The organism is Streptomyces sp. UG1, assembly GCF_049974585.1.
In the GTDB taxonomy this organism is placed as follows: domain Bacteria; phylum Actinomycetota; class Actinomycetes; order Streptomycetales; family Streptomycetaceae; genus Streptomyces.
The window spans coordinates 239,110-251,216 of the sequence record NZ_JBNGGG010000005.1 but is presented as its reverse complement, the minus strand read 5'-3'; the positions used below and the strand labels follow the sequence as shown (position 1 = coordinate 251,216).

Below are 12,107 nucleotides of genomic sequence, written 5' to 3'. Positions count from 1 at the left end.
GGCCCTTCTCATGCCGGTCGCGCCATGTGTCAGGTGCGGGAGACGGTTCCGCACTCCTGCGCGCGGTCCACGTCGAGGTCCTTGCTGCGGTCGTACGGATCCGTCGTCGGGCCGGTGGGGGGTGCGCCGGTGGGCGGCGCCGAGTCGAACTGCGGGTGCAGATAGCCGTCGTACACGTCGCAGGCCGAGTTGCCGATCTCCTGGTCGTAGCGCAGTACGGCGATCTTCCCCGGGGTGACCTGGTACTTCGCCGGGTCGGACAGTTCGACGTCGACGACCCGGCGGATGATGGTGCGGGCCACCTCGGTCGAGCCCTCGCGGACGAGCGGGTAGACGAAGGTGTAGTCGGCGTGCACGACGACGGAGGCGTGCTCGCCCGCCTTGAACGTCATGCGCCCGCGCGTCTTGACGACGTCACCGGCGAGCCGCACCTCGTCCGGGTCGAAGCGGCTGAACATCCACAGCGGGTCGTGGTCCTTGTCCGGCTTGCGCAGCGCGGTGGTCAGCAGGTCGAGCAGTTCCTTCTGGCGGGGCTCGATGACGCCGAGGGCGGTTTCCGGGCGTTCGCCGCGGAGCGTGGCCGGGTCGAGGTTGGCGTCGACCAGGAGCTTTCTGGTCTGTTGCAGCGCCTGCTCCACCTGGCCCTTGGACAGGGAGCCGACCGGGGTGGCCTTCGGCGGTGTGATGCCGGCCTCGCCGTCGGCCCAGCGCTCGGCCGGCGAGCCGGCGAACGGCCGGGTCAGGGTGGGTGTTTCGGGAGCAGCCATAGAGGGCGGGGCCGTCGGGGCGGCGGTCTCCGCCGGGAGCGGCGACGCGGCCGGGCCCTCCGGGGACGAGGCGGTGGTGCTGCTGGTGCCGAATGGCTCACCGGGTATCAGCGAGGGCCGTATCGCCACGACAGCGACGGCCACGGCGAGCGGCACACCGACGATCGCCCACCGCCGACGACGCCGGGCGGCCCGCCCGTCCATCTCCTGCCAGGCGGGCCCGGTACGCCACCCCGGCGGCAACTCGCCCCGCGCTTCCTGCTGCCGGAGCCGCTCGGTGACCATGCGGGCTCGCGCGGACGGCTCTTTCGGGGCGGAGGCCCGTATGTCGCGCTCGGTGTCCTGGACGAACTTCTCCCACACGTCGTCCGCTACGGGCTCCGGTGCGGACGAGGGCGAACCGGAACCGGCCTCGGTCTCGGGCACGGATTCCGGTCTGGACCCTTCGGACGGCTTGTCTGCCACGGTGCTGTGCACTTCCTGTCGGTCGGCTACTGGGCAGCTGAGCGTACGTCGGCCACCTCACCCGTGTGACGGCCCCTGCCCCAGCCGTTGGCGACAGAATCCACTTCGGCTCTGCGACCCATGAGGTGGTATTCAGTTGTATTCTTCCTTCATGGGTGACACCACGATCAAGATCAGCGAATCGACAAGGGACCGACTCCGCACGCTGGCCGAGGAGCGTGGTCTGAGCACACGGGCATATGTGGAGCGCGTGGTGTCCGCGACGCCCACCGAGGCCGAGCGCGCCGAGCGGACTGCTCGCGCCGTTACCTACGTCCGGGCTCACCTGCGGACTGACTTCACCGACGACGATGTGCGCGAGGCGCAGGAGTGGCGTGCCGCGATTGCCGCCAGGCAGGTAGGGAGTCGCAGGTGATCATTCTGGATCACACGGCGGTCCTCGCCCTGTGCCGTGGGCACCGACTACTCTCTGGGCTCGCCGTGGTCGAGGTCGACGACCCCGCCCAGCGGGCGCATGTTCCAGCGTTGTGTCTGGTCGCCGCGAGCCTGGAGCTTCCGGGCGCCGCGGCACATGTCGGCGCATTGCCCGGCCTGGAGTTCCTGCCCCTCGACTTCGCCGGCGCCGCCGCGGTGGAGCAGGTGGTGGCCGCCGGGCTGGACTGGCCCTTCGGGCACGCGGTCTACGCCGCGGCTTCGGACACCGCCGAGGGCCAGGTGCTCACCGCTACTCCCGAGGCCTATGACGGGATGGGTGTATGGGCGGTGGACATCGGCAAACCGTGAGGGTGCACTATCACCTCCAAAACCCAGAGCCCCCAGTCCGCACCGCTCTGCGAGACGGTCGACCGACGGTTCCGCTCCGTGGTGCTCGGACGGCTTGTCGGCCATGGTGCTGCGGGCCCCCTTTATGCGACGCAGATGCGCTCTTCGACAGCGGGGCCATGCATCAAGGGACGGCCACCAAGCGACTGATCAGACAGTCTCAAACCAATGAGTCTCGGGCCATTCAGGCATCCACTCCGTCGCCAACCTCCCTTCGAAAACCCTCACAAGCCAATCAATGAGCGGGAGGTCGGTTTCGCACCAGCCCCCCCAGTCCCGGCGAAAGGCAGAAACTGTCCACAATCCATTCCCTTGGTCTTCGAGGAAGAGTCTGTCACCATCGACCGCATGACCCCAATGCCCTTTCGGAACCATAGTGGTCCGGCCCGAAGATGAACAGGAAGTCACTCACCATCGCGTCGCCGTAAAGGAGGCCGACATCCTTGACATCTGAGGGCACAATGATCCCCCACTTGCGCTCCACGTCTGAAAAGCTGCGCTCCTCGTTCCAAGGGGACGGCCCCAGAATTCGCCGCAGCTCATTCAAATGCGACATCACTTAATTTGGGATCGCCATAAACGGGAACCACCTGAACGAAACTTCCGGCCTGAGCCGCCCATCGTGAATCCGATCAAGTGACCGCGTGCCCGGTTGTCCACTGGGAGCGTCTGAAGACCAGGCAGCGGAAAATCAAGCTTCTTCCGTGGCGGCGAAGTGTAGTCCGCCTGCGTCAGGCTGGCGAAGGCGCCGGTCGCAACGCACTGACCGGCATGCTCTCTACGCGGCAGGTACACGATATTGCGGTCACGATCAGGCCCTTCAAAAGAAGCAGCGCCCCCTTCCCCCGTCTCGGCCTCCTGCACAATGACCGGATCCATCACGGTCAGGTCGCTCGACTCCAACGATGCTTCTGCCGAAGCCATTTCCGTGAATATCCGCTGGTCCACCACTACAGCCCGCTCCAAGGAGCTCGCTGCATGCGGGCGACATCGACGCGTGGCTTCGGTGCCGGTCTCACGGGCGCCGGCGTGGGGCGCGAGCCCCGGTTGGGGTTCTGTGGGGTGGGAGGCTTGGGCGGTCGGACGTTGGGCGAGGTACGGGGTGTGCCGCTCGGGCGGTCAGGGGTGTTGCCTCTGTAGGCGGTGCCGTAGTTCGGGCGGCTGGTCGAATGGGAGGTAGTCGGTCGGCTGGCTGGGCGCCCGGTTACCGGACGGCCCGATGAAGGGTAGGGACGGCTGGTGGATGCGGGATCCCGTTGGGTGCGTCTGGGCTTCGGGCGGTGCACCCGGGGCCTCGTAACCTTGCCGACGGCTCTGGCTCCAGTGCCGGCGCGCGGGCGTGTGTTGCGACCAGAAGGAGCCCTGCTGCCCAGGGCGCCGGTTGATGCGTATCCGCCGCCGGAGTCGATGTGCCGTATGTGGCCGGTGGGATCGGTTGAGCCGAGTGGGTCGCCGCCGACGTAGGTGTAGCGGTTGGCCTCGGAGGACGGTATTGGGTCGAGGAGCCAGGTGTCCCGGGAGGAGAAGGCGCCGGCGCCGGGCTGGTACCAGCGGGCGGCCATGTTGACGTCGCCGTTGTCCGGGTCGGTCCAGCCGGACTGGTAGCCGAGGGCCGGGGTGCTGCCGTTGGTGGCCGTCACGGTGCCGAAGGGGTCGTAGGCGGTGGAGCCGGTGACCGTGGTGCCGTCGATGGACAGGCCCGCGACGAGGTCGGTGTGCTGGTCGGTGATGGACCACGGGGTGGTGGTGCCGTCGGTGCCGGCCAGCAGGGAGCCGTCCGGGGTGCGGCTGTAGTCGGTGGTGCCGTCGCCGAGGAGGTTGTTGGAGCCGCCGTCGTAGCGGAACGCGGTGGTGCCGTGCCTGGCGACGCGGTCCAGGGAGTCGTAGGTGTACGTCGTGGCGCCGTCGGTCGCCTTGCGTTCGAAGGCGTCGAAGGGCGAGGGAGCGGGAGTTCGCGCCCGTTTCGACCGCCGCGAGCGTGCCGCGCGCCGTGTAGGTGTACGTCGATGTGCCGTCGGTCAGCAGGCGGTTGCGCTCGTCGTACGTCACCGTGGCCGAACCGGCCTTCACACGGTTGCCGGCCGCGTCCCACGCGTACGAGGTGGTCGAGCCGTCGTGGGTCCAGTAGGGAGGCGGTCAGCCTGGTCGTAGCCGTAGACGTGTTCGCCCGCGCCTGCCGTGCCGCTGGTCTGCTTCCAGGTCAGGCGGTCATCGAGGTCGTAGGCGTAGGTGGTGGACGCGATCTCGGTCGCCTCGTCCGGGGTGGTGATGATGTCGTCGGTGAGGCGGCCCAGGCTGTCGTAGCCGTAGGAACGGCGCGCCGCCTCCATCCACTCGGTCGAGCCGTCCGGCTGGATGGCGTACTGCTCCATGACCGGGCGGCCGGCGGCGTCGAAGTCGTACCAGATGTCCGCGCCGGTCATCTCGTTCCACAGCCACTCCGGGCGGCCGGCGGCGTCGTAGCCGTAGGAGGTGGTGTACTTCCCGTCCGTCCGCTCGGTCATATGGCCGTCGGCGGTTCGGCGTGAGCGGGTCGTCGGTGCCGGCGGAGGTCATGCGGCCCGCCAGGTCGTAAGACAGCGTGCGGTCCGTGGTGATCGCCTCCGCGCCGGTACCCGTCTCGTGGGTGAGGCGGCCGAGGCCGTCGTAGGTGCGCTCGCGCTTCACCCCGCCCGGGAGGAGTTCCGTCACCGCCTGGCCGGCCTTGTCGTAGACCGTGGTCCAGGTGCGGTCGGCCGCGTTCGGGTGGGCCGTCGTGGACGGCTCGATCGTCGACTCCGGCAGGCCCCAGCCGTTGAAGGTGTAGACCGTCTCGTTGCCGCGTCCGTCGGTCAGCCGGGTGCGGTTGCCCACCTCGTCGTAGCCGAAGGTGGTGGCGATGGACTCGGTGGCGGAGACCGGCTCCACCTGCTTCTCCATGCGGCCCAGGGCGTCGTACGTGTAGGTCGTGCGGGCCTTCGTCTGCGGGGAGTTCGCCGCGGCCGGTGAGCGGTCCGTCGTGGCCGCCCTTCGCGGCGGCGTCCGTCGCGTCGGTGGACGCGGTGTGGCGGCGGTTCCTCCGCCGAACCCCATCGCTGATCAGGCGCGTCTTCGGCGGAGGAACCGCCCGTCGACGGGTCGACAGCCAGTGCGACCTGCTCGGTTCCGGCGATGACGGCCCGAACGAAGGCGACAGCGACAACAAGCGGACGTGCCGAGCGCACGGTTCTCCCCACCCCAGTTGAACAAGTGGGGGATTTCCTAAAATGATCTACCGAAGTGGCACAAGGTCTCCACGGAGCTCCACATCTCGATGTGGTGACCGTCGCATGACAAGAGCGCCCAAATCAGGATCATCAGATATGTGACGCAGGCCACATAAGAAATCTGTTAGTCAAGGCACAACCATTCACAGGCGTCGCCGATCCAACCGTGCGAAACAAGGGCCACACCCGCGCCCCACACGCGGAGGCCTCCCTTCAGCGCGTGCTGCTGTGTCGCAGCACTCCCGGACTTTCCGAGGTCTTCATGAAGCTTCGCCGTGCACTGGCCGCCGCGGCCACGACGGCTGTCATAGCGCCGATCGCGTTGCTGTCCGCGCCGGTCGCGTTCGCCACTGGTGACGACCCGACGCCGCCGGTGTCGGAAGAGAGCACGACCGCCCCGGCGGAACTGCCCACGGAGGAGCCGACCGCGCCCACCGAGGAGCCGTCGGCCCCGACTCAGGAAGAGACCACGCCCGAGGAGGAGGAGACCTCCCCGGCCCCCGAGGAGACCACGTCGGCTCCTGCGGAGGAGGAAGAGGACCCGGCCCCCGAGGAGAGCGCGAGCACGAGCGCGAGCCCGTCTCCCTCGGAGAGCGCCCCCGGGGACGAAAAGCCGTGGGACCCCTACGAGGACTGCATGTCCTTCGAGACGGACGAGAACCTCACCGCGCAGATCTCCGGCCTGCCCAACAAGATCGTCGCGGGCTCCGGCTGGCACAACTTCCAGTTCGTCGCCACGAACGACTCCGACAAGGACCTGAAGAACGTCTTCATCGAGGCGTTCACCGAGTACGCGGGCGTGAACGAGGGCCACTCGCTCTCCATGGACCTGGCCGAGGTCCAGGTCAAGGAGGACGGCAAGTGGACCAGCGCTTTCCAGGAGTCCTTCGAGACCGAGGACGGCGAGATCCACTTCACCGGCAGCTTTGCCGCCTCCCTCGAGACGCTGGAGGCGAACTCCACCGCCACGCTGGACCTTCGGGTGCGAGTGAAGGCGTCCGCCCCGGCCGGCTCGTCGTACACCATGAGCCAGGCGATCTACGCGGGCGAGAGCTCCGACATCTGCTACGGCAACGGCGAGTTCTACGAGTTCAAGGTGCTGGCGGCGGGCAGCAAGCCGGGTGACGTCGACGACGCCAAGCCGAACGGCAAGAAGCCCTCGGGCATCGACTCGGACAAGAAGCCGCAGGGTGAGGTCAAGGAGATCACGGGCAACCTCGCCGAGACCGGTTCCGACTCCAACCTGCCGGTCATCGCCACCATCGGCGGTATCGCCATCGTCGCCGGCGCCGGCGTGATGTTCGCGATGAAGCGCCGCAAGGTCGGTGCCGAGGCGTAAGGCTCAGGCCGCCGCCTCAACTGGCTCAACGCAAGAAAGGGGAGGACCTGCGCTCGGAGGGGGGCGCAGGTCCTTTCTCCATGTGTGGGTACGTGCCTTAGTTCTTGGGCGGCACCGCCGGCATCTCCAGGAACGGCAGCTTCAGCGCCCCGAACGCCTCCGCCGGAACCGCCGGCGTCTTCGGCTCTACCGGCTTCAGGCGTTCGTACGCCGCCCCCTGCTCCGGACGCGGGTCGGCCTCCCCCTTGTTGGGCCAGTACGACATCGCCCGCTCGGCCTGCGCGGTGATCGTCAGGGACGGGTTCACGCCCAGGTTGGCCGACACCGCCGCGCCGTCGACGACCGAGATGCCGGGGTGGCCGTACAGCCGGTGGTACGGGTCGAGCACGCCGGTCTCGGGCGAGTCGCCGATGGGGCAGCCGCCGAGGAAGTGGGCGGTGAGCGGGGTGCCCATCAGCTCGCCGACGTTGGAGCCGGCGAAGCCGTTGATGTCGGCGGCTATGGCCGACGCGGCCTCCGAGGCCGCCTTGATCTGCTTCGGGTTGGGGGACCCGTGCCCCTGGCGGGCCGTGAGCAGGCCCTTGCCGACGCCGTCCGGTTTCAGGTACGTCGTCAGCGAGTTGTCCAGCGACTGCATCACCAGGCCGATGATCGTCCGCTCCGACCAGCGGCGGTTGGACAGGGAGCGCAGGATGAGCAGGGGGTGGCGGGCGGCGTTCGCCAGCCAGGCAGCGATCCGCGACGAGCCCTCCGCGTACGGCACCTGGAGGATGGACAGGCCGCCCATCGAATTCGACCCCTTGCCGTAGCGGACCGGCTCGATGTGGGTGTTCTCGTCCGGGTGGATGGACGAGGTGATGGCGACCCCTTGCGTGAAGTCGACCTTGGGCTCGCCCGTCGCCTTGCGGTAACGCCGGTTGTCGGTCTGCGCGCCGACCAGCGCCTCGGAGTTGGTGCGGGTCAGCTCGCCCAGCTTCGGGGAGAGGTACGGCAGTTGGCCGCCCGCCTTCATGCGGTGCAGCAGGGTCTGGGTGCCGTACGTACCGGCCGCGATCACCACCCGGCGGGCCTTGAACAGCCTCCCCTTCGCCTTCCCTTTCCCCTTCTTCCTTCCGTCGGTCGGCAGCGTCGCCACCGCGTAACCGCCCTGCGAGTCGTCCGTGACCGACACGACCGTCGTCAGGGGGTGGACGACCGCGCCCGCCTTCTCGGCGAGGTAGAGGTAGTTCTCGTTGAGGGTGTTCTTCGCGCCGTGGCGGCAGCCCGTCATGCACTCGCCGCACTCGGTGCACGCCTTGCGCGCCGGGCCCGCCCCGCCGAAGTACGGGTCGGGGACCTCCTGCCCGGGCTTGGCCTTCGCCTCCCCCTCGGCGTCCTCCCCGTCCCCGAAGAAGACTCCGACCGGCGCCATGTGGAAGGTGTCGCCCACGCCCATCCGCTCGGCCGCCGCCTTCAGATGGACGTCGGAGGGGGTCATCGTCGGGTTGAGCCGTACGCCGAGCATGCGCCTGGCCTGGTCGTAGTACGGCTTCAGCTCCTCCTGCCAGTCGGTGATGTCCCGCCACTGGGGATCGTCGAAGAAGGCCTTCGGCGGTACGTAGAGGGTGTTGGCGTAGTTGAGGGAGCCGCCGCCCACGCCCGCGCCGGCCAGCACCATGACATTGCCCAGCAGGTGGATGCGCTGGATGCCGTACATGCCGAGCCGCGGGGCCCACAAGTAGTTCCTGAGGTCCCAGGAGTTCTTCGGGAGGCTCTCGCGGGTCCAGCGGCGGCCGGCCTCCAGGACGCCTACGCGGTAGCCCTTCTCGGTGAGACGAAGGGCGGTGACGGAGCCGCCGAAGCCCGATCCGACGACGATCACGTCGTAGTCGTAGGTGTCGTCCTGTGGCACGTGCTCTCCTCGTTGAGAACAGGGGGTTGTTACTTGAAGCGCAAGGCCTTCATCAACCTCAGACTCCGGCTCATGAACTGCGCGTACTTCTCGTCGTCCATGCCCAGCGACGGCGCCATCGGCAGCAGCCGCTGCTGGGCGACGGTCTGGGCCTCCGTGTACTTGAGGATGCCCTCGGAGCCGTGGCGGCGGCCGAGGCCGGAGTCCTTCATGCCGCCCATGGGCGACTGGACGCTGCCGTAGGCGGGGGCATAGCCCTCGTTGACGTTGACCGTGCCGGTGCGCAGCCGGGCGGCGACCGCGCGGCCACGGCGGCCGTCCTTCGTCCAGACCGAGGAGTTGAGGCCGTACGGTGTGGAGTTGGCGTGCTCGATCGCCTCGTCCTCGGTCTTGAAGCGGTAGAGGGAGACGACCGGGCCGAAGGTCTCCTCGGTGCAGACGGTCATCTCCGGCTCGACTCCGTCGAGGATCGTCGGCTCGAAGAAGTACGGGCCGATGTCCGGCCGGGCCACACCGCCCGCGACGAGCTTGGCGCCCTTCTCGACGGCCTCCTCCACATGCCGGGTGACCGTCTCCAGTTGCCGCTCGCCGACCAGTGAGCCCATGTCGGCGCCGTAGGCGAGGGACTTGCCCAGCCGCATCGCCTTGGTGCGGGCGGCGAAGCGCTCGACGAAGGCGTCGGCGACCGACTCGTGGACGTACAGCCGCTCGATGGAGATGCACAGTTGGCCGGCGGAGGAGAAGCAGGCGCGGACGGCGCCCGCGGCGGCCTTCTCGACGTCGGCGTCCTCCAGGACCAGCATGGCGTTCTTGCCGCCGAGTTCGAGGGAGACGCCGACCAGTCGGGCGGCGGCGCCCCGGGCGACCTCGCGGCCGGTGCGGGTGGAGCCGGTGAAGGAGACGTAGTCGGCGTGCCGGACGACCTCGGGGCCCACGACCGGGCCCTCGCCGAGGACGATCTGGAAGACCTCGGCGGGCATACCGGCCTCGATGAGCAGGTCACGGGCCCACAGGGCGGTCAGGCAGGTCTCCGTGTCCGGCTTCATGACGACGGCGTTGCCCGCGACGAAGGCGGGGAGCGCGTCGCCGACGGACAGTTCGAGGGGGTAGTTCCAGGGGGCGATCTGGCCCACGACGCCGCGCGGGTGGCGCAGTTCGGTGACCCGGGTGAGGGTCGGCATGGCGCCCGCGTGCCGCTTGGGCTTCAAGTACGCAGGTGCCTTACGGCCGTAATGGCGGGCCGCGACGGCGACGGCCTGCACCTCCTCGTGCGCGTGCAGCCGGGCCTTGCCGGTCTCGAGCTGGATGAGGTCGAGGACCTCCGCCTGGCGTTCGAGCACCAGGTCGTGGAAGCGGAGCAGCACGGCGGCGCGCTGCCGCACGGGGACCTGCGCCCAGACGGCCTGCGCCGTGCGGGCCGCCTCGAAGGCCTTCGCCACGTCCTCGGGCGTCGACTCCGGCAGGTCGGCCAGCTTCTCACCGGTGAACGGCGTGTGGTTCGCGGTCCGGCCGGAGCCGGCCACGCCCTTGGTGAGCTGTGCCACCAGCTCGGGGGTGACCACGTCGGCGGCGGTACGGGCGCCCTGCGGGGCGGGGGCGAGGGGGTTGGTGCCGGTCTTGGCCGGGGCCTGCGCGTCCGTCATGAGGCGCAGGGTATGCCGGAGCGGGGGCTTTGTGTACCCGTCGGTAACGCGGATTCACCGAGTGCTCACATGGCGCCAGTGTCCACTGGCAACAAACGCGCTGATCAGGGCGTCGCCGAGTCTTCGCCGAATCACTCGATCTCGAGTCGGTCACGGGCGCCCTTGAAGACCGCGGTTCCCTTCTTCTCCGTGGGCGTGCCCTTGGGCATGTCGACGCGCAGCTCGTACATACGGTCGTCACCGGTGACCACGATGAGCTGCATGACGCGGGTCGGGGACTCCTCCATGCCGTACGTCGTGTCGGACAGGACGGCGTCGTAGCCCTTGAAGACGGTGCGGGTGGCCTGGGTGCTGGCGTCGTGGTTGTACCTGTCCCAGGTGTTGTGCGCCTCCTGCGCCTGGTCGAGCAGCGGGCGCGGCGCCTTGTCCCACTGGGTGAGGCGGACCTGGACGAGGCCGATGTCGTAGACGACGAGCCGGGGCTGGTCGCCGGCGCCGCCCTCCCGCGCGGCCTCCTTGTATTCGCCGGGGAGGAAGAGGACGGCGTCCATGTCCGGCTCGCGGTGCTCGATCCAGGTGCCGGGGGCGGGCGTTGGAGTGGCGGTGGTGGGGGTCGGGGTGGAGGTGGCGGTCACCTCCTTGACCCTGTCGACCTTGTCCTGGTCCTTGTCGACGAGGAAGGAGGTGGTCGTGAGCCAGGTGCCGGCGACGAGGAGGACACCGAGGGCGGCCAAGGGGGCGGGGCGCAGCCAGGAGCGGCGTTTTCGTTTGGGCTTCGGGTGCTGTGTGGAGGCGGTCGTGGGTTCAGGGGTGGTTCCTGTGGCCGGTTCGGGCTCAGGCTCGGACCGGGGATCGGGCTCGGGCTGGGGCTCCGGTCCGGCCTCCGGCTCACCCGCGCCGTCGGGCTTCGCGCTGTCGGGCTCCGCGCCGTCGGGCTCCGCCCCGCCAGACGTCGCCCCACCACTCAGCCGTACCGTCCCCGAGTCCTCCGCGAACTCCCGCAGTCCCGAAGCGTCCTGAGGCCCCGCCACCGCCGCGCCCCCGAAGGGCTCCGGCAGCGGCCAGCCCTGCGCCACCGCCTCCAGCACCGCCGCGACCTCGTCCGCGCCGGGCCGCCGCTCGGGGTCCTTCACCAGCAGCCGCACGATCAGCGACCCCAGCGGCCCCGCCTGCTTCGGCTCGGGCGGGTCGGCGGCGAGGATCGCGGCGAGCGTGGACTCCAGGGTCGTACGGCGAAAGGGCGACCAGCCTTCCACGGCGGCGTACAGGAGGACGCCCAGCGACCACAGGTCGGAGGCGGGTCCCGCGCCCCGTCCGGACATCCGCTCGGGCGCGATGAACTCCAGCGAACCGACGAACTCGCCGCTCACGGTGAGGGATTCCTCGCCCTGGATGTGGGCGATGCCGAAGTCGGTGAGGACGACGCGGTCATGCCGGCCGAGCAGCACGTTGGCCGGCTTGACGTCGCGGTGGACGATGCCGACGGCGTGCGCGGCGCGCAGCGCGCCGAGGACGGCGACGCCGATGCGGGCGGCCTCGGTCGCCTCGACGGGGCCGCGCTGGAGGACCTCGTGCAGGGACTCGCCGCGGACCAGCTCCATGACGATCCAGGGCAGGGTGTCCTCCACGACGACGTCATGGATGGAGACGGCGGCCGGATGGTCGACGCGGGCGGCGGCGCGGGCCTCGCGGTAGAGCCGGTGGGCGGCGCGCTGATGGCCCGCGTCCTCCGGATCGCCGGGCAGCCTCGGCTGCTTGACGGCGACTTCGCGGCCCACCAGCTCGTCCACCGCGCGCCAGACGGTGCCCATGCCGCCGGAGCCGATGCGCTCGACCAGGCGGTAACGCCCGCCGATCACACGCCCGTTGGGTCCGGCGCCGCCACCGTCGTCGCTCATGCCCCATGCCTACCCTGCGGGGCGGGCACTCCGCCAG

The 12,107-nt window shown here is 69.5% G+C and carries 11 protein-coding genes; 4 read left to right on the top strand and 7 right to left on the bottom strand.

Annotated elements, in window-relative coordinates; translation table 11 throughout:
• Positions 1 to 29: 29 nt before the first annotated feature.
• Positions 30 to 1,193: a hypothetical protein gene (locus ACP4J3_RS08080; RefSeq protein ID WP_426531868.1), complete on the bottom strand. Its 1,164-nt coding sequence runs from the start codon at positions 1,191 to 1,193 to the stop codon at positions 30 to 32.
• Between the two features lie 190 nt (positions 1,194 to 1,383).
• Here ACP4J3_RS08080 and ACP4J3_RS08075 point away from each other — a divergent pair, with 190 nt between their 5' ends.
• Together ACP4J3_RS08075 and ACP4J3_RS08070 are read left to right on the top strand one after the other, a co-directional pair.
• Positions 1,384 to 1,647 carry a hypothetical protein gene (locus tag ACP4J3_RS08075; protein WP_426531866.1) on the top strand — a complete coding sequence of 88 codons (264 nt, stop codon included), beginning with the start codon at positions 1,384 to 1,386 and terminating at the stop codon, positions 1,645 to 1,647.
• The gene (locus ACP4J3_RS08070) at positions 1,644 to 2,015 is read left to right on the top strand and encodes a hypothetical protein (RefSeq protein WP_426531864.1); all 372 of its coding nucleotides are present in this window, start codon (positions 1,644 to 1,646) and stop codon (positions 2,013 to 2,015) included. The genes ACP4J3_RS08075 and ACP4J3_RS08070 overlap by 4 nt, the downstream gene beginning before the upstream one ends.
• 594 nt (positions 2,016 to 2,609) lie before the next feature.
• Here the strand turns inward: ACP4J3_RS08070 and ACP4J3_RS08065 are convergent.
• Entirely contained in the window at positions 2,610 to 2,978 is a 369-nt protein-coding gene (locus ACP4J3_RS08065; protein WP_426531862.1) for a hypothetical protein, read from the bottom strand.
• A 26-nt stretch (positions 2,979 to 3,004) separates the two neighbouring features.
• Positions 3,005 to 3,694 carry an RHS repeat-associated core domain-containing protein gene (locus tag ACP4J3_RS08060; RefSeq protein ID WP_426531860.1) on the bottom strand — a complete coding sequence of 230 codons (690 nt, stop codon included), beginning with the start codon at positions 3,692 to 3,694 and terminating at the stop codon, positions 3,005 to 3,007.
• A gap of 22 nt (positions 3,695 to 3,716) precedes the next feature.
• Between ACP4J3_RS08060 and ACP4J3_RS08055 the strand changes: the two genes are divergently transcribed.
• A complete protein-coding gene (locus ACP4J3_RS08055) occupies positions 3,717 to 3,848 on the top strand; it encodes a hypothetical protein (protein WP_426531858.1) in 132 nt (43 codons plus the stop codon).
• Positions 3,849 to 4,120: 272 nt separating this feature from the next.
• Here ACP4J3_RS08055 and ACP4J3_RS08050 read toward each other — a convergent pair whose 3' ends face one another.
• Positions 4,121 to 4,558: a hypothetical protein gene (locus tag ACP4J3_RS08050; protein ID WP_426531856.1), complete on the bottom strand. Its 438-nt coding sequence runs from the start codon at positions 4,556 to 4,558 to the stop codon at positions 4,121 to 4,123.
• A gap of 1,003 nt (positions 4,559 to 5,561) precedes the next feature.
• On the opposite strand from ACP4J3_RS08050, the gene ACP4J3_RS08045 reads away from it, so the two are divergent.
• Positions 5,562 to 6,638: an LAETG motif-containing sortase-dependent surface protein gene (locus ACP4J3_RS08045; RefSeq protein WP_426531854.1), complete on the top strand. Its 1,077-nt coding sequence runs from the start codon at positions 5,562 to 5,564 to the stop codon at positions 6,636 to 6,638.
• A gap of 97 nt (positions 6,639 to 6,735) precedes the next feature.
• On the opposite strand, the gene ACP4J3_RS08040 is transcribed toward ACP4J3_RS08045, so the two are convergent.
• The 3 genes from ACP4J3_RS08040 to ACP4J3_RS08030 all read right to left on the bottom strand — a co-directional run bounded on the left by ACP4J3_RS08040 (position 6,736) and on the right by ACP4J3_RS08030 (position 12,070).
• Positions 6,736 to 8,529, bottom strand: coding sequence for a GMC oxidoreductase (locus tag ACP4J3_RS08040; RefSeq protein ID WP_426531852.1), 1,794 nt, complete (start codon positions 8,527 to 8,529; stop codon positions 6,736 to 6,738).
• Between the two features lie 29 nt (positions 8,530 to 8,558).
• Complete coding sequence (locus ACP4J3_RS08035; RefSeq protein WP_426531850.1) at positions 8,559 to 10,172, bottom strand: succinic semialdehyde dehydrogenase; 1,614 nt, start codon at positions 10,170 to 10,172, stop codon at positions 8,559 to 8,561.
• A gap of 131 nt (positions 10,173 to 10,303) precedes the next feature.
• Entirely contained in the window at positions 10,304 to 12,070 is a 1,767-nt protein-coding gene (locus ACP4J3_RS08030; protein ID WP_426531848.1) for a protein kinase domain-containing protein, read from the bottom strand.
• Positions 12,071 to 12,107: the final 37 nt, after the last annotated feature.